The sequence below is a fragment of the Streptomyces sp. SAS_272 genome (assembly GCF_052543235.1).
Window position 1 is genome coordinate 35,764 of sequence record NZ_JBMNDR010000067.1, and the last position, 16,626, is coordinate 52,389.

The 16,626-nt window shown below is 74.3% G+C and carries 14 protein-coding genes and 5 tRNA genes; 11 read left to right on the plus strand and 8 right to left on the minus strand.

Going from position 1 to position 16,626, the window contains the following annotated elements:
• Positions 1 to 46: 46 nt before the first annotated feature.
• The 3 genes from cobT to ACN6LD_RS30485 all read left to right on the plus strand — a co-directional run bounded on the left by cobT (position 47) and on the right by ACN6LD_RS30485 (position 6,484).
• Positions 47 to 4,210, plus strand: coding sequence for a nicotinate-nucleotide--dimethylbenzimidazole phosphoribosyltransferase (cobT, locus tag ACN6LD_RS30475; protein ID WP_445044879.1), 4,164 nt, complete (start codon positions 47 to 49; stop codon positions 4,208 to 4,210).
• 158 nt (positions 4,211 to 4,368) lie between these two features.
• The gene (cobA, locus tag ACN6LD_RS30480) at positions 4,369 to 5,601 is read left to right on the plus strand and encodes a uroporphyrinogen-III C-methyltransferase (RefSeq protein ID WP_319194574.1); all 1,233 of its coding nucleotides are present in this window, start codon (positions 4,369 to 4,371) and stop codon (positions 5,599 to 5,601) included.
• A gap of 64 nt (positions 5,602 to 5,665) precedes the next feature.
• Complete coding sequence (locus tag ACN6LD_RS30485) at positions 5,666 to 6,484, plus strand: TrmH family RNA methyltransferase (protein WP_319194576.1); 819 nt, start codon at positions 5,666 to 5,668, stop codon at positions 6,482 to 6,484.
• 191 nt (positions 6,485 to 6,675) lie between these two features.
• Here ACN6LD_RS30485 and ACN6LD_RS30490 read toward each other — a convergent pair whose 3' ends face one another.
• A complete protein-coding gene (locus tag ACN6LD_RS30490) occupies positions 6,676 to 8,043 on the minus strand; it encodes a protein kinase domain-containing protein (protein ID WP_445044883.1) in 1,368 nt (455 codons plus the stop codon).
• Between the two features lie 589 nt (positions 8,044 to 8,632).
• Between ACN6LD_RS30490 and ACN6LD_RS30495 the strand changes: the two genes are divergently transcribed.
• The 3 genes from ACN6LD_RS30495 (at position 8,633) to ACN6LD_RS30505 (ending at position 10,403) form a co-directional block, all read left to right on the plus strand.
• Positions 8,633 to 8,827, plus strand: coding sequence for a hypothetical protein (locus tag ACN6LD_RS30495; protein WP_319194578.1), 195 nt, complete (start codon positions 8,633 to 8,635; stop codon positions 8,825 to 8,827).
• 260 nt (positions 8,828 to 9,087) lie between these two features.
• On the plus strand, positions 9,088 to 10,023 hold the full coding sequence (locus ACN6LD_RS30500) for a phosphotransferase family protein (RefSeq protein WP_445044880.1): 936 nt from the start codon (positions 9,088 to 9,090) through the stop codon (positions 10,021 to 10,023).
• 80 nt (positions 10,024 to 10,103) lie between these two features.
• Positions 10,104 to 10,403 (plus strand): TFIIB-type zinc ribbon-containing protein, encoded by a 300-nt coding sequence (locus ACN6LD_RS30505; RefSeq protein WP_189926259.1) that lies wholly within the window; start codon positions 10,104 to 10,106, stop codon positions 10,401 to 10,403.
• 54 nt (positions 10,404 to 10,457) lie between these two features.
• Here ACN6LD_RS30505 and ACN6LD_RS30510 read toward each other — a convergent pair.
• From ACN6LD_RS30510 to ACN6LD_RS30530, 5 genes are all read right to left on the minus strand, one after another.
• Positions 10,458 to 10,529 (minus strand) — tRNA-Val (locus ACN6LD_RS30510).
• A 33-nt stretch (positions 10,530 to 10,562) separates the two neighbouring features.
• Positions 10,563 to 10,634 (minus strand) — tRNA-Val (locus ACN6LD_RS30515).
• Between the two features lie 26 nt (positions 10,635 to 10,660).
• Positions 10,661 to 10,732 (minus strand) — tRNA-Val (locus ACN6LD_RS30520).
• A 1-nt stretch (position 10,733) separates the two neighbouring features.
• Positions 10,734 to 10,807 (minus strand) — tRNA-Cys (locus ACN6LD_RS30525).
• A gap of 38 nt (positions 10,808 to 10,845) precedes the next feature.
• Positions 10,846 to 10,918 (minus strand) — tRNA-Gly (locus tag ACN6LD_RS30530).
• A 192-nt stretch (positions 10,919 to 11,110) separates the two neighbouring features.
• Here ACN6LD_RS30530 and ACN6LD_RS30535 point away from each other — a divergent pair.
• From ACN6LD_RS30535 to ACN6LD_RS30545, 3 genes are all read left to right on the plus strand, one after another.
• Complete coding sequence (locus tag ACN6LD_RS30535; protein WP_319194584.1) at positions 11,111 to 12,175, plus strand: chorismate-binding protein; 1,065 nt, start codon at positions 11,111 to 11,113, stop codon at positions 12,173 to 12,175.
• 1 nt (position 12,176) lies between these two features.
• Entirely contained in the window at positions 12,177 to 12,998 is an 822-nt protein-coding gene (locus ACN6LD_RS30540) for an aminotransferase class IV (protein ID WP_445044881.1), read from the plus strand.
• 85 nt (positions 12,999 to 13,083) lie between these two features.
• The gene (locus ACN6LD_RS30545; RefSeq protein WP_445044882.1) at positions 13,084 to 13,908 is read left to right on the plus strand and encodes a GNAT family N-acetyltransferase; all 825 of its coding nucleotides are present in this window, start codon (positions 13,084 to 13,086) and stop codon (positions 13,906 to 13,908) included.
• A 113-nt stretch (positions 13,909 to 14,021) separates the two neighbouring features.
• Here ACN6LD_RS30545 and ACN6LD_RS30550 read toward each other — a convergent pair whose 3' ends face one another.
• A complete protein-coding gene (locus ACN6LD_RS30550) occupies positions 14,022 to 14,585 on the minus strand; it encodes a DsbA family protein (RefSeq protein ID WP_319194590.1) in 564 nt (187 codons plus the stop codon).
• A 302-nt stretch (positions 14,586 to 14,887) separates the two neighbouring features.
• On the opposite strand from ACN6LD_RS30550, the gene ACN6LD_RS30555 reads away from it, so the two are divergent.
• Positions 14,888 to 15,334: a hypothetical protein gene (locus ACN6LD_RS30555; RefSeq protein ID WP_319194592.1), complete on the plus strand. Its 447-nt coding sequence runs from the start codon at positions 14,888 to 14,890 to the stop codon at positions 15,332 to 15,334.
• Between the two features lie 237 nt (positions 15,335 to 15,571).
• On the plus strand, positions 15,572 to 15,724 hold the full coding sequence (locus ACN6LD_RS30560; protein ID WP_173877776.1) for a hypothetical protein: 153 nt from the start codon (positions 15,572 to 15,574) through the stop codon (positions 15,722 to 15,724).
• A gap of 84 nt (positions 15,725 to 15,808) precedes the next feature.
• Here ACN6LD_RS30560 and ACN6LD_RS30565 read toward each other — a convergent pair whose 3' ends face one another.
• Positions 15,809 to 16,369: a CGNR zinc finger domain-containing protein gene (locus ACN6LD_RS30565; RefSeq protein ID WP_057580385.1), complete on the minus strand. Its 561-nt coding sequence runs from the start codon at positions 16,367 to 16,369 to the stop codon at positions 15,809 to 15,811.
• Positions 16,370 to 16,626 lie beyond the last annotated feature (257 nt).

Below are 16,626 nucleotides of genomic sequence, written 5' to 3' on the forward strand. Positions count from 1 at the left end.
GGGCGAGCTGGTCGTAAGAGCACTAACCGATGGGCGAGGGGTACGCATGACCGACACCGGCCAGGTCCCGGGCGAGGCGCTGCCGGAGAACGCAGGCATGGTGGAGCAGCCGGGCGCCCCCGCGCACGGTGCGTACACCTACCTCTCCGAGACCCCCGCCGAGGACGAAGACCTCCTGCTGCTGCCGGGCGCCCAGAGCGCCTGGGGCAACGAGGTGGCCCCGCCCGCCCCGGAGCCGGTGGTCGAGACGGTGCACGAGCCCGGCCCGCACGAGACGGACGGCCGCGACAGCGGCTCGGTCGACCTCAGCGCAGTCCGCCTGCCGGGTGCGTCGGCGCCCCAGGCGGCCCCGCGCCGGCCGCTGCACCTCGGCCCGCCGATCCCCGACGCCTCCGCCAGTCCGGTCCGCTCCCTCGCCGACCGCGGCCCCGCGGGCGCTCCGGTCCGCCAGCCCGGCCCGTCCGCCTCCGGGCCCGAGTACCTCGACGTGCCGCAGTTGCGCGAGATGCCGCTGCAGGGCGCGGCGCCCTGGGGCGCCGCACACGTCACGGCGCAGACGCCGGCCGCTTCCGGGGTGACGACCGCGGAGGCGACCGTGCCGGCCCCGGTCGCGGCGCAGCAGCAGGGCGAACCGGCGGGCGCCGCCCAGGCCCTGGTGGCCCGGATGGCGACCGAGGCGATCGCCGCGACCGCCCCGCAGGAACCCGAAGCCGGGCACACGGCCGAAGACGAAGGCGCGTCGCCGCAGACGCCGTCCACCGGGACGTACGGGGTCGTCGACCCCGGTCAGCTGCTGGGCGCCGCCATGATGGCGGAGGCCGGCGAGGAGCTGGCCGAGGCTGCGGGCTCGCCCGTGTCCGGCGGTGACCAGCCGGCGGACGCCTCTGCCGAGCGGACGCCGTCGCCGGCCGACGAGGACGCCGCCGTGGCCTCCCGGACGCCGGAAGCCGTGGAACCGGACGGGCACGGCGCCGCCGAGGCCGTAGAGCCCACCGAGCCTCCCGTACAGGTACAGGCGGACGTGCCGCAGACGCCGCAGACGGCGGACGCCGGCGAGGCGGGCCCCGCGGCGGAAGCCGCCGAGGAGTCCGAGTCTCGACCTCAGGTCCACGCATCGGACCCGGACGCGCATTCCGCCGACGTGCCTGCCCCGGCTCCGCAGACGTCGGCGCAGACCGCTCCGGTCGCCGACGCGTTCGCCGTCCCGGAGGCGGTGCCGGCCGTCGAGCCCGCCGCGGCCCCGGAGCCCGAGCCCGCTCTGGGCGGAGGTCCCGAAGAAGCCGGGGTTCCGCAGCCCGTCGAGGCCGTGACCGAGGAAGCGGCAGAAGAGCCGGAGCCGGCGGCGCAGGCCCCCGCGCCGGAATCCGGGACCGTCCGGAGCGCCGACGCCGACGCCGACGCCGACGCCGTCGCCGAGACGATCGTCCCGCAGGCCGAGACCGCATCCGAGGAGGAGCAGCCGGCCGAACCGGCCGCGGACGCCCTGCCCGCGCCGCAGGAGATCCAGGCGGCGGACCCGGAGCCGGAGAACCGGTCCGAGCCCGAGCCCCTGATCCCCGCCGCACCCCACATCGCGGACCCGGCATCCCACGCACCGGACACCCCGCAGCCCGCGCTCGCCCACGAGGAGTCCTCGCAGCCCGCCCCCGACACGGTGGTCGCCCCCGAAGCACCCCTCGCGGAGCCGCAGCCCGAGGCGGAACCCGAGCCCGGACCGGACGAGGCGGCGCAGGCACAGCCGGCGCCCCACCCGGAGCCCACGGTCGTGCCGGATCCGGTCGCCGAGCCGGTCGCCGAGCCGGTCGCCGTGCCGGCGGTCGCTTCCACAGCCGCCCCCGAGCCCCGGACCTTCCTCGCGGACGCAGTCCCCGCCCCGCAGCCCGTGCCCTCGGGGGCGAGCGACGGGACCGGCGACGATCTCGCGACCGCCGCCCCCCAGGGCCCCCAGCCCGCGCCGCTGCCGACGGACGCGGACCACGCGGTGCACCAGGCGGGGGAAGCCCTGCCCGGACGCGGGCACGCCGTCGCCGAGCCCGCACCGCGGCAATTCCTGGGGGAGTTCGTGCCGGTCGAGGGCGCGGCGACCGCCCCTACGCAGCTCGCCCCGACCCCGCCGCACCCGCCCGTGCCCGCGACCGAGGACGGGTCGGTTCCGGAGCCGGCCCCCGAGGCGGCCACGGAAGCGGCCGGTGAGGCGCAGTCCGCCGCCGAGGCCACCCCCTCCGGCCCGCCCGCCGCCACGGTTCCCCTCGCCACGGTTCCCGCCCCTCGCGAGACCGCGCCCGGAGAGACCGCCCCGGGCGAGGCCGACCCCGCCGCGGGCGTCCAGGCAGCCCCGGACGCCCGGCAGGAGGCCGGCGTCGCCGCGTCCGGAGCCGTCGACCCCGAGGTCGTGCAGAGCCCGGAGGACCTGCAGACCAGAGCCGCCGAGCAGGACGAGGGCCCGGCCGCCGGGGAAGGCGCGCGCGTGTCGTCGGGTCCCGCCGCGCCCGGGTACGACGACGCGGAGCGCGAGGCCGTCCTGAAGGTCATGCGCGAGCGCCGGGACATCCGCAACGGCTTCCGCGACGACCCGATCCCGCACGAGGTGCTGCTGCGCGTCCTGGAGGCCGCCCACACCGCGCCCTCCGTCGGTCACTCGCAGCCCTGGGACTTCGTCGTCATCCGCTCCGCCGACACCCGGCGCGCCATGCACGAGCTGGCGGTCCGACAGCGTGACGCGTACGCGAAGTCGCTGCCCAAGGGCCGGGCGAAGCAGTTCAAGGAACTCAAGATCGAGGCCATCCTCGACACCCCGGTGAACATCGTCGTCACCGCCGACCCGACCCGCGGCGGCCGTCACACCCTCGGCCGTCACACCCAGCCGCAGATGGCGCCGTACTCCTCGGCGCTGGCGGTCGAGAACCTCTGGCTCGCCGCCCGCGCCGAGGGCCTCGGCGTCGGCTGGGTCAGCTTCTTCGACGAGCGCGAGATGGTCCGCGCGCTGGGACTGCCGGAGCACCTCGAGGTGGTCGCCTACCTCTGCGTCGGCTACGTCGACGAGTTCCCGGAGGAGCCCGAGCTGATGCAGGCGGGCTGGGCCAAGCGCCGTCCGCTGTCGTGGGTCGTCCACGAGGAGACGTACGGCCGTCGCGCGCTGCCCGGCGAGGACCCGCACGATCTGCTCGCCGAGACCGTCGCCAGCGTCCGCCCGCTGGACGCCAAGGCGCTCGGCGAGGCCTGGGAGCGGCAGAAGCGGATGACGAAGCCGGCCGGGGCGCTCGGCATGCTGGAGATCATCTCCGCGCAGCTGTCCGGTCTGTCCCGGCAGTGCCCGCCGCCGATCCCGGAGCCCGCGGCCGTCGCGATCTTCGCCGGCGACCACGGCGTCCACGCGCAGGGGGTCACCCCGTGGCCGCAGGAGGTCACGGCCCAGATGGTCGCCAACTTCCTGGGCGGCGGAGCGGTCTGCAACGCCTTCGCGAGCCAGGTGGGCGCCGAGGTGTGCGTGGTGGACGTGGGCGTCGCCGCCGAACTGCCCGCGACCCCCGGGCTGCTGCCCCGCAAGGTCCGCGCCGGCACGTCCGACATGACCACCGGTCCCGCGATGTCCCGCGAGGAGGCCAAGCAGGCCATCGAGGTCGGCATCGAGACGGCCCGCGACCTGGTGGCGGCCGGCAACAAGGCGCTCCTCACAGGCGAGATGGGCATCGCGAACACGACTGCGTCCGCGGCCCTCATCTCGGTCTTCACGGGCGCCGACCCCGCCGAGGTCACCGGTCGCGGCACCGGCATCAACGACGAGACGCTCGCGCGCAAGACGGAGGTCGTGCGCCGTGCCCTGGACTTCCACCAGCCGGACCCGGCGGACCCGATCGGCGTCCTGGCCGCGATCGGCGGCTTCGAGCACGCGGCGATGGTCGGTCTGCTCCTGGGCGGGGCATCGCTTCGCACGCCGGTGATCCTGGACGGCGTCAGCGCCGGCGCCGCCGCCCTGGTGGCCCGTGCGATCGCCCCCGAGGTCCTCGCGGCCTGCATCGCGGGTCACCGCAGCGCCGAACCCGGTCACGTGGCCGCCCTGAACAAGCTGGGTCTGCGTCCTCTCGTGGACCTCGACCTCCGTCTCGGCGAGGGCACGGGCGCGCTGCTGGCCCTGCCCCTGGTGCAGAGCACGGCCCGGGCGATGCACGAGGTGGCCACGTTCGACTCGGCGGGCGTGACGGAGAAGTAGGGCCCCCGCGGGGCCGGCGGGCGCGCTTGTGCGCGCCCCTGGCCCCGCCGCATGCTGAACACACCTGAACACACCTTTAAAATGCGCACGTCAGGGCTGCTCCAGAGTCGCAGCGCCCGCTCACTGCACGCCTCTGCCCGTACGAGGAGCCGCCCCTCATGGCCGAACACCCCGCCTACCCCGTAGGTCTCCGCCTCACCGGCCGCAGGGTCGTCGTCCTCGGCGGCGGCCAGGTCGCCCAGCGCCGCCTGCCCGCCCTGATCGCCGCGGGCGCGGTCGTCGAGCTCGTCTCCCCGAGCGCCACCCCGTCCGTGGAGGCGATGGCCGACGCGGGCGAGATCACCTGGTCCCGGCGCCGGTACGCGGAAGGCGACCTCGACGGGGCCTGGTACGCCCTGATCGCGACGAGCGACGCCGAGGCGAACGTCCTGGCGTCCGCGGAGGCGGAGGCGCACCGTATCTGGTGCGTGCGCTCCGACGACGCCGAGGCCGCGACCGCCTGGACTCCCGCGACCGGCCACAGCGAGGGTGTGACGGTCGCCGTCCTCACCACCGACGGCCGCGGCCGCGACCCCCGGCACACCGCCGCCATCCGCGACGCGGTCGTCGAGGGCCTGCGCGACGGCACCCTCGTCGCCCCCCACCACCGCACCCGGACCCCCGGCGTGGCGCTGGTCGGCGGCGGTCCCGGCGACCCCGACCTGATCACCGTCCGCGGCCGCCGTCTGCTCGCCGAGGCGGACGTCGTGATCGCCGACCGACTCGGCCCGCGCGACCTCCTCGCCGAGCTCCCGCCGCACGTCGAGGTGATCGACGCGGCGAAGATCCCCTACGGCCGGTTCATGGCCCAGGAGGCCATCAACAACGCGCTGATCGAGCATGCCAAGCAGGGCAAGTCCGTGGTCCGCCTCAAGGGCGGCGACCCGTACGTCTTCGGCCGCGGCATGGAGGAGCTCCAGGCCCTCGCCGAGGCCGGCATCGCCTGTACGGTCGTCCCGGGGATCTCGAGTTCGATCTCGGTGCCGGGCGCGGCCGGCATCCCCGTCACCCACCGGGGCGTCGCCCATGAGTTCACGGTGGTCAGCGGCCATGTGGCACCCGACGACGAACGCTCGCTGGTCGACTGGGAGTCCCTCGCGAAGCTCACCGGCACCCTGGTGATCCTGATGGGCGTCGACAAGATCGGGAAGATCGCCGAGGCCCTCGTGGCGCACGGCAAGTCGCCCGAGACCCCGGTCGCCCTCGTCCAGGAGGGCACGACGGCCGCCCAGCGTCGGGTCGACGCCACGCTCGCCACGGTCGCCGAGGCGGTCCGCGTCCAGGAGGTCAAGCCCCCGGCGGTCGTCGTCATCGGCCCGGTCGTCGGCGTCGGGCCGCGGACCTCAGAGTAACCCCGGGTAACACAACCGTTCCGAGCCGTTGGCACCGCACCCAGGACAAGGCAGTATCACCCCTGTGGCCGATCTCATCACCGTGGAAGATCCCGACGACCCGCGCCTGCGCGACTACACCGGCCTGACCGACGTCGAGCTGCGCCGCAGACGCGAGCCCGCCGAGGGCCTGTTCATCGCCGAGGGCGAGAAGGTCATCCGGCGCGCCAAGGACGCAGGGTACGAGATGCGCTCGATGCTGCTCTCGGCCAAGTGGATCGACGTCATGCGCGACGTCATCGACGAGCTCCCGGCGCCGGTCTACGCCGTCAGCCCCGACCTCGCCGAACGGGTCACCGGCTACCACGTCCACCGGGGCGCCCTGGCCTCGATGCAGCGCAGGCCGCTGCCCACGGCGGCCGACCTGCTCCACACCGCCCGGCGGGTGGTGGTCATGGAGTCGGTCAACGACCACACCAACATCGGCGCCATCTTCCGCTCGGCCGCCGCCCTCGGGATGGACGCCGTGCTGCTCTCCCCGGACTGTGCGGACCCTCTCTACCGTCGCAGCGTGAAGGTCTCGATGGGCGCGGTCTTCTCCGTTCCGTACGCCCGTCTGGACACCTGGCCGAAGGGCCTGGACTCGGTCCGCGAGGCCGGCTTCACCCTGCTCGCGCTCACCCCGGACGAGAAGGCCCGCAGCCTCGACGAGGCTGCCCCGCACCGGATGGACCGCGTGGCCCTCATGCTCGGCGCGGAGGGCGACGGCCTCTCCACCCAGGCACTCGTCGCCGCCGACGAATGGGTCCGCATCCCGATGTCCCACGGCGTGGACTCGCTGAACGTGGGCGCCGCGGCGGCGGTCGCCTTCTACGCGGTGGCGACGGGCCGTCCGCGCACCTAGCCCGCGGGAGACGGCCGGCGCCGTGTTCGACGGCCGGGCGGGTACGCCGAAGGCGGCCGTATCGTCGTGATTCCCGGCACCGGGGAAGGCCCCGTCCTGTCGCGCGCCGGAGGGCCCCCGGCCTCACCTGCGGGTCGTCCACTCCCGCGGGCGTTCCGACGTCGACCGCGCGCCCGCGCGGTGCCGGCCGGTCAGCCGGCGGGCGTACCGCCCTCGTCCGGCGCCGACGGCAGGTGCGGCCGCGCGTGCCGGACGACGCCGTCGCCCCCGCCGAGGCCGCGTGCCGGTCCCTCACAACCCTGGACGAGGGCGATGCCCAGCGCCACGAACAGCGTCACCACCACGAACACGAACAGCCGCTGACGCAGCAGGCGCGGGTTGGCGGGCCGCAGTCTGCCCCCCGTCGTCCTCGGCCCGGGACGCCCGGCGCCGCTGCGGGGCCCCGGTCGGCTGCCACTGCCGGGCCGGGTGTTGCGGGCGCCGGGAACAGGCCGGGCCCCGGACCGCGAGGAAGCCCCGCCGCCCCCGCGGGACGGGTTCGTGCCCCGCGGCGGTGAGCCGCCCCGCGCGGGGGCAGGACCTCGAGAGGACGGCGTCGCCCCGCGCGGCGGGGGAGTGCCGGGGCCCGGATGACGCAGCGTGCGCTCCGGATGGCCGGGCTCCGCCAGCCGTCCCGTGGGCCGGTCCGCCTCGGCCGCCCGGGGCGCCGGAGGCCGCGCGTCCGCCAGGCCCTGGGCCTCCCGGGTGGCGATCTCCTTCAGCCGCAGGGAGAGTTCGAGCGTGCTGGGCCGCTCTTCGGGGTCCTTCGCCAGACAGGCCCGCACCAACGGGGCCAGCGCGTCCGGAACGCCGTGAAGCTGCGGCTCCTCGTGCACCACGCGGTACAGCATCACCTCCGAACTGCCCTGTCCGAAGGGGGAGTCGGCCGTCGAGGCGTAAGCGAGCGTGGCGCCGAGCGAGAACACGTCGGTGGCCGGTGTGACCAGCGCCCCGCGCACCTGCTCCGGCGCGAGGAATCCGGGGGAGCCGACCGCCGTGCCGACATGGGTGAGCGTGGACGCGCCCGTCGCCCACGCGATGCCGAAGTCGATGATCCGCGGGCCCTTGGGGGAGAGCAGGATGTTGGAGGGCTTCAGGTCCCGGTGCACGACTCCGGCCTCGTGGACGGCGACGAGCCCCTCCGACAGCGCGGCCCCGATCGCGGCGAGCTCCGCGGCTCCGAGCGGCCCCTCGTCGTTCACCTTGTCGTGCAGGGAGGGGCCGGGCACGTACTGCGTGGCGAACCACGGACGGTCGGCGTCCAGATCCGCCGCGACGAGCCGCGCCGTGCAGCCGCCCCGGATCCGCCGGGCGGCCGACACCTCGCGTGCGAAGCGCGAGCGGAACTCCTGGTCCTCCGCCAGATCGGGCCGGATCACCTTCAGCGCGACCCGCTGCCCCTTCTTGTCGGAGCCCAGGTAGACGACGCCCATCCCGCCCGCGCCGAGCCGCCGGTGAAGCCGGAACGAGCCGACGACGCGCGGGTCCTCGCGCCTCAGGCGCATCATCGCCATGTTCATCCCCGCTGCCCGGTCCGTCTGACGTGGCACAGCTTACGTTTACCCGGCCGCTCGCGCGCAGAGGCCGCGCCCTCTCGTCCCGATGGATTGTCAGTGCCGGACGGGAGAGTTGAGGAGTGGTCAGGAGCCCTGGGAAAAGCCGCACTTTGTCCACCGCGCCTCCCCAACCACCGGTCCCGGAAGGGGGATTGAACCCATGAAGGGTGACCGGCCGCACACCGCCCCGGACGTCGGCGATGCTGCCCGGACCCATGACGTGAAGGCGGGGGGAGCGGGCCGCCCACGACCGGCCGCGGTACCGGCAGAGGAGCCGGAAGTGAGCGAAGTCACGACAACCCCAGGGAAAAACGGCCCGGACCGGGCACCCCCTCCGGGAAGACCCCGAGACGTAGGACCTTCTCTCCACCCAGGGGAGTACTCCCCTGGTGACGGCTCATCCTCCGGGAGGCCCGCCGATCGGTACGAGGGCATGACGACCGGAGCCCGCCGCAAGCCTAGATTTGAGGTCAAGCGGCGGGTGCAGCACTCGTCCCCCGAGGTCAGACACCCGCCGCTGCCAACGACAACTGATCAGGTCAGGAGAGGGACCATGGCCCTTACGGCACCGCGGACGACGCTCCGCACCCCGGGACGCGGTACGCGCCCCCGTCGCACGGGCCGCCGCCACCCCTTGGTGGCGACGCTGATGGCCCTTCCTCTGGCGGTCCTGCTCCTCGTCGTCTTCGACGGCTGGGAGACGGTGGCCACACAGGCGTCGTCCGTGGGAGTGATGCTGGGGCGCTGAGCGGCGACCCCAGGCCCGGAAGAGCGGTCCGGGCGGGGACATCCACCCATGAAACCCCGTGGGGACGGGGGTGCGGCGGACGGCAAAAGATGCAGGCGCAGCTGGGGAGCTGCGCCTGCATTGTTTTGCCCGCCCGCGTCGCTCTTCCCGCCGTCGAAGGGGCTTCCTCCTACCGCCGAAGCTCCGAAGCCCGACCTCGCCGAGGCCCTGTGCGTACCCTCGCGAGGAGACCGACCCGCACGCCGCCTTCCAGGAGCCACGTGACCCCGCACCCCCTGCTCGCCGAGCTCGCCCACCGGGCCGCGGCCCGGGCGCACGCGGCCGCGGCGACCTGCCCGTGCGGAGCGGCCACCCTCGCGGACCGCCCCGACGCCACCGTCGTCCGGCACGCCGACACCGTCGCCAAGGCGCACGCACCCGACACCGACCCGGCCGGTCTGGCGCCCCGCGTCGCCGTGGCGGCCGCCCTCCCGGGCGTCCTCCTGCCGCCGCTCGCCCCCGCCCCGACGCTGCTCCACGGACGTCTGGTGACGTTCTGGCCGTACGGCGCCCCGGTGGACCCCGAAGATCCCGACGCGGCTCCCTGGGAGGCGGCGGGAGCCCTGCTCGCGGAGCTGCACCGAGCCCCGGTCCCGGCCGGCCTGCCCGCGATGCGCGGTCCCGCCAAGGCCGCCCGGGCCGTGGCGCTCCTGCACACCGCGGGAGCGCACCCGGCCGTCGCCCCCGTCCTCGGCGCCTGGCGCGCGCTCCCGGCCTGGGCCCGGGCCGAGGCCCCCATGCCCGGCGCCGGAGCCCTCTGCCACGGCGACCTCCACCTCGGCCAGCTCGTCCGCCGCCCCGCCCCGGACGGCCCGTGGCGGCTGATCGACGTCGACGACCTCGGAGTCGGCGACCCGGCCTGGGACCTGGCCCGCCCCGCCGCCTGGTTCGCCTGCGGGCTGCTTCCGCCCGACGAGTGGACCCGCTTCCTCGTCGCCTACCGTGCGGCGGCGGGCCCCGCCGTGCCGGACGCCGGCGATCCCTGGCCCCGGCTCGACGTCCCGGCGCGCGCACTCACCGTGCAGACCGCCGCACGGGCCGTCACCAAGGCGGCCATGGCCGGCCGTCCGCTCGACGAGGTCGAACAGTGCCTGGTCGACGCCTGTGCGCGGATGGGTTCCCTCCCCTCGCAGGTCGCGGCGGACTTCGCGAAGTAGGGTGCAACCGACCGCAGCCGGACAGTGTCTGTCCTGGCGGTAGGCGAAACAGCACCGACCGGCGAGGAGTTGAGCCGAACATGCAGTGCCCGAAGTGTCACGCTCAGATGCACACGTACAACCGCAACGGCGTCCAGATCGAACAGTGCAGCAACTGCCGCGGGATCTTCCTGGACTACGGCGAGCTGGAGGCGCTGACCCGGGTGGAGTCCCAGTGGTCCCAGCCCGCGCCGCCGCCCCCGGGCGCCCCGCAGGCGTACCCCGCGGCGCCGGCCGCTCCCGCCTGGGGAGCCCCGCACGGCGGCGGTCATCACGGTGGCGGTCACTACGGCGGCCACCACCGCCACAAGAGCTTCGGCCACATGCTGTTCTCCAGCTGAACCGGCGCACGGAAGAGCCCCCGACCGCGAAGGCGGCCGGGGGCTCTCGGCGTGTGGACGATACTGGGATTGAACCAGTGACCTCTTCCGTGTCAGGGAAGCGCTCTCCCGCTGAGCTAATCGTCCTCGGGACCACGATCCGCGGACCGTGACACTGCGTGCGCGATACTGGGATTGAACCAGTGACCTCTTCCGTGTCAGGGAAGCGCTCTCCCGCTGAGCTAATCGCGCGGGTAAGGATCTTCGAGCAGATCCAGTGGACGATACTGGGATTGAACCAGTGACCTCTTCCGTGTCAGGGAAGCGCTCTCCCGCTGAGCTAATCGTCCTTGGAGGTGGAGACGGGATTTGAACCCGTGTAGACGGCTTTGCAGGCCGTTGCCTCGCCTCTCGGCCACTCCACCAGGAGTGTAGGGGGCCGGGAAGACCCCTTCTTCCTTCGAGCGGACGACGAGGCTCGAACTCGCGACCTCAACCTTGGCAAGGTTGCGCTCTACCAACTGAGCTACGTCCGCTTGTCGTTTCGTTCCGCTCTCACGGCCCGGCGACGAGTTGAACTCTAGCGGATTCCCGGGCCAGCACAAAAACGCGTTTGTGCAGCGTGCTGCGCTGCGCTCACGCGCGCACCCGGTCAGCGCCCCCCGGAGGCCGTGACCTGCGGAGCACGAGAGGACGGTCTCCGAAGCGCCCGCCCTACACTCGACCATGTGCTCGACCTCCCTCCGCTCGCCCGTTTCGGCAGCCGCCTCGCCACCGGTCTCCTCGATGTGACCAGCGATCCCGCCGCTCTCGACGGCGCCGGGTTCTGGGCCGTCTGCGCGGACTTCGAGGGCCGTCTGGTCTGCGCCCGCTTCGCCGACGTGCGCGAGGAGCCGGTCCCCGCCCCCGTGCCGGGGGCCTGGCGGGGGCCTGCGGCCGGTGACTGGACGTCCTCCCTCGACCATGCCGCGTACACGGCGGGGGTGCGCCGCATCCGGGAGCACATCGCGGCCGGCGAGGTGTACCAGGCCAATCTGTGCCGGGTGCTGACCGCGCCCGTGGCGCCCGACGCCGACGTGGACGCGCTGACCGGCCTGCTGGCCCGGGGCAACCCCGCACCGTACGCAGGAACGATTCGTCTGCCCGCGTACGGCGTGGAGACGGCCACCGCGTCACCCGAGCTCTTCCTGCGCCGCGCCGGCCGGACGGTCGAGTCCGGCCCCATCAAGGGCACCGGCCGCACCGAGGCGGACCTCCTCGCCAAGGACTACGCCGAGAACGTGATGATCGTGGACCTCGTCCGCAACGATCTGGGACGGGTCTGCGCCACCGGCACCGTGACGGTCCCCGACCTGTGCGTCGTCGAGAAGCATCCCGGTCTGGTCCACCTCGTCTCCACGGTCCGCGGCGAGCTGCGTGCGGGCGCCGGCTGGCCCGAGCTGCTGGACGGCGCCTTCCCGCCGGGCTCGGTCACCGGCGCCCCCAAGGCCAGCGCGCTCGGGATCATCGACGCGCTGGAGACGTCGCCGCGCGGTCCGTACTGCGGCGGCATCGGCTGGGTCGACGCCGACCGGGGCACGGGCGAGCTGGCCGTCGGCATCCGCACCTTCTGGATCGACCGGGCCGCCGACGGCGCGGCCGTGCTGCGCTTCGGCACCGGCGCCGGCATCACCTGGGGCTCCGATCCCGAGGCCGAGTGGGGGGAGACCGAGCTGAAGGCATCCCGGCTGCTCGCGGTAGCGTCGGGTGCGTACGAGGTCACGGGAGCGTACGAGGCCGAGGAGAGGAACTGACGTGAAGATCTGGCTCGACGGCGGGCTGCAGGACGGCGAGACCGCCCGCGTCTCGGTCTTCGACCACGGACTGACCGTGGGCGACGGCGTCTTCGAGACGGTGAAGGCGATGCACGGGGAGACCTTCGCGCTCACCCGGCATCTCGACCGGCTCACCCGCTCCGCACGCGGCCTCGGCCTGCCCGACCCGGACCAGGACGAGATCCGCCGCGCCTGTGCCGCCGTCCTCGAGGCCGACCCGATGCCGCTCGGCAGGCTGCGCATCACCTACACCGGCGGCCACGGCCCCCTCGGCTCCGACCGCGGGGACCAGGGCCCCACGCTCGTCGTCGCGCTCGGCGGGACGGCACGGCGCGCCGACTCCACGGCCGTCGTCACCGTCCCGTGGACCCGCAACGAACGAGGGGCGCTCACCGGCCTCAAGACGACCTCGTACGCCGAGAACGTCGTAGCGCTGGCCCGGGCCCACGAGCAGGGCGCCACCGAGGCGCTGTTCGCCAACACGGTCGGGCAGCTGTGCGAAGGCACCGGCTCCAACGTCTTCGTCGTCCTCGACGGTGAGATCCACACCCCGCCGGTGGCCTCCGGCTGCCTCGCGGGCATCACGCGCGAGCTGACCGTCGAGTGGACCGGCGCCCGGGAGACCGACCTGCCGCTGGACGTGCTGGAGCGGGCCGACGAGGTCTTCCTCACGTCCACGCTGCGCGACGTCCAGGCCGTCCACCGGGTCGACGACCGCGAACTGCCGGGCGCGCCCGGACCGGTGACCGCCAAGGCCATGCGGATCTTCGCCGAGCGCGCGGCGGACGACCTCGATCCGTGAGGCCCGGCCGGACACCCGCGGGTCGCGCCGGCCATCGGCGGAAATCGAGCTGACGCGGCGCTCCGCGTTGGGTAGAAAGCCCCTGATGACCACGACCCTGCGGCCGACCGAGCCGCTCCAGCGCGCTGCCGACGGGGCGCTGTCGCGCCACTACCAGGTGTGTGTGAACAGCCGTCCCGTCGGAGCGGTCCATCTCTCGACGTCCTCTTCCTTCGGGCCACGCGTCGCCGTGATCGCCGGTCTGCGCATCGAGGAACCGGACCGCAGGCGCGGCCGGGGCACGGTGGCCGCGCTGGCCGCCGAGGAGGTGGCCCGCGGCTGGGGCTGCAGGCGGATCGACATCCGGGTGCCGGCGGACGCGTCGGCCGGGCTGCGGATGGCGACGACGCTCGGCTACGTCCACCGCAACCGCGGCATGGAGAAACCGCTCGGCCCCGTGCTTCCCCGGCTGCCCGAGGGCAGCCGCGGCCGGTCGATGACGGAGGCCGAGTACGACACCTGGCAACGGCGCGCCGTGGCCGAGTACGCCCAGGACTGGCGGGACCGTGGAGTGCCCGAGGACGAGGCCCTGGCCAAGGCGCGGCGCGACCACGAACAGGAGCTGCCGCAGGGCCGCGCGACGCCGAACATGCGGTTCAGCGTGCTGGAGCACGACGGCGTCGCGGTGGGCAGGCTCTGGCTGGCGCTGGTCGGCGACAAGGCGTTCGTCTTCGACGTCGAGGCCGACCAGGCCTTGCGCGGCCGCGGCCACGGCCGATCCCTGATGCTGCTGGCCGAGACGCAGGCGGTCGAAGCGGGCAAGCGGGTCCTCGGCCTCAACGTGTTCGCCGGCAACACCCCGGCGGAGCGGCTGTACGAGTCGCTGGGATACACGTCGGTCGCCTACTCGATGTACAAGGCACTGGTCTGAACGGCCGCCCGGCGATCGCTCGGCGGACCTGGCCGGCGGACCGGTCGGCGGGCCGGCAGCGCCCCGGCCGCCTCAGAGGTTCGGACGGCCGGGCGTAGGGCGTGGGCCGGAGCTCACGCCTGCTCGGCGAGCAACCGGTCGGCGATCTCCTCGATGCGCCCGCGCAGCCCGTCCTGGCTCTTGCCCCCGTCGAGGCGCTCGCCGCCGATGACGTACGTCGGGGTTCCGGTGACGCCGATCGCCTTGCCCTCGGCCTGGTCGGCGTCCACGATCAGGATGTGCCGGCCGTCGATCAGGGCGGTGTCGAACTCCTCCGCGTCCAGACCCAGTTCGCCCGCGATCTCGACCAGGAGGGGTTCGCCCCTACGGTCCAGCTCCTCGACCCGGGCCAGCACGGCCTCGATGTACTGCCAGCCCTGTCCCTGCACCAGGGCCTCCTCGGCGGCCTGCGCGGCGGCGAAGGCGTGCCGGTGCTTCTCCAGCGGGAAGTGCCGCAGCCGCGGTTCCAGGCGGTCGCCGTAGCGCTCGCGCAGCGCGTGCAGGTCGCCGAGCGCGGAACGGCAGTCGGGGCACTGCAGCTCGCACCAGACGTCGAGGACGACGGCCGGGCGGGCGTCGGCCGGGGAGGAGACGGAAGAGGTGGCCGGGGACGAGTGTGCCGGGGACGTGTCGCTCATGCCGCCAGTCTTCCAGCCCCTGCGCGACCGTCCCAATCCGGACGGCTTCCAGCTCGCCGCCGCCGGTCGCCGCGCCCGGTCGCGGCCGTCGCACGCCGCCGCCGCAGCGCCCGGAGCGGCAGCGGGGGGCGGGTCCGTACGGCACCTGCGGAGGAGCCGACCCGGAGATGTCCCTGATGTCCCGCTGCGGCATGGCCCCTGGGCCGTGCCCAGGTGCAGGATGGAGGGGACGAGGCGCAGGCCTGCCGGTTGTGCCGCCGAGTCAGCCCGACCTTGCCCGCACGCCCTGCCTGGAGGACCGGATGATTGCCGAGACCGTCTGTTCCGCCGTCGCCGTGGCCGGCTTGGGCATCGCGGTGGTCACGGCCTACCGCAAGCGCTACCTCGCGGCGGCCCGTATCGCCGCCTACGCCCTCGTGCCCCTCGGCCTCGTGATGACCGGCATCGTCGAATGGGTGGCCGACACGGCCTTCAGCCCTACGGCCTGGGCCGGCTTCGCCGTGCTGGGCGGGGCCTGGGCCCTCTTCGCCACGACGCGCGCGGTGGAACGCCGCCGCGGCGGCACCCGCAAGGAGCGCAGGGCTGCGGCCCGTGCCGCACACTCCGAGGCGGTGGCGCCCGCCGCTTCGGCGCCATCTCTGGGGCAGTCCTCCCGGCCGGCCTCCCGCCCGGCGGCCGCGCCGCGGGCGACCGGCGGCTCGGAGGACTTCAGCGACATCGAGGCCATCCTGAAGAAGCACGGCATATGAAGCCGGCCCTCGACCCGCGGAGGGTGCGGCACGGCAGGTGAGGGGCGGTCCGGCCGGCGGGCGGTCCGGTCTGCGGGTGATCGAAGGGTGAAACGACACAGTCGGGCCGCCCCTGCGCGGAAATGATCACACCCTGGACACGGCCTGAAACCGACCTCACGGATTCCAGCGAAGTCCCGCTCATTCCGTGCGTGTTGATCGCGCGGGAGATCCCCCCTGCGTCATCATCGCCGCGAGATGCTGGACACGACACAGAGCGACGCCGCGCCGCCGAAGGACGAGCCGCGCGGGTGCCTCTTCGCCCTTTCCCAGCCACCGCTGATGATCTTCCTAGCGGTGATCGGGTGTCTGCTGCTCATGGCCTCGCTGCATGATCTGCTGCTGCTCTGAGCCGTACCCGCGGTCCCCGGCGTCACCCGCCGGGGCCGCGTCGGCATCGCACATCCCGACGGAGCCCCTGCACGACGGGCGCGGTCAGCCCGCTGCCTCCTTGCGACGCGCCCGGTAGGCGGCCACGTGCAGACGGTTGCCGCAGGTACGGCTGTCGCAGTACCGGCGGGACCGGTTGCGGGAGAGGTCGACGAAGGCCCGCCGGCAGTCCGGGGCCTCGCAGCGCCGCAGCCGCTCCTGCTCACCGGCCACCACGAAGAACGCCAGCGCCATCCCGCAGTCGGCGGCCAGGTGGTCGGCGACCGAGGCGCCGGGCGCGAAGTAGTGGACATGCCAGTCGTAGCCGTCGTGATCGGTGAGGCGCGGCGTGGTGCCCGCGGCGGCGACCAGCTCGTTGATCAGCTGGGCGGCCGTACGCGGGTCCTGCGCCGCGAAGATCCCGGCGAACCGGCCACGGACCTTGCGCACGGCGGACAGATCGAACTCGGAGAGCGTGCCGACATCGCTGATGTCGTGCTTTCGTACGAAGTCTCCGAGGGTGGCGACGTCCGGCAGCCCGTCCGGAGTCGTGTCGTCCTCCGGCGCGGAGTTCACCAGATCCACCACGGCGTCGAGCGCGCACCGGGTGTCGTGGGTGATCAGCACGTTTCGCTCCCTGGCCTGACGGTCGGGCGGACGCCCGCCGATGCTGGCCGATGGTAGCCGCACCCGGGCCCGAGGCGATGGGCGGTCGCGAGCCGGATCCCGCGGGGGGCGGCGCTCGCGAGGCGCAGACGGGGTTCCGCGGCCCGGGGGAGTGGCGCCCGCATCAGCCCGGCAGCCTTCCGGGCCGTACCGGCGTGGGACTGCCTCGCCGTGTCGAGGACTGCCTCGTCGTGTCGGGGACGCACGCACGCCGACGC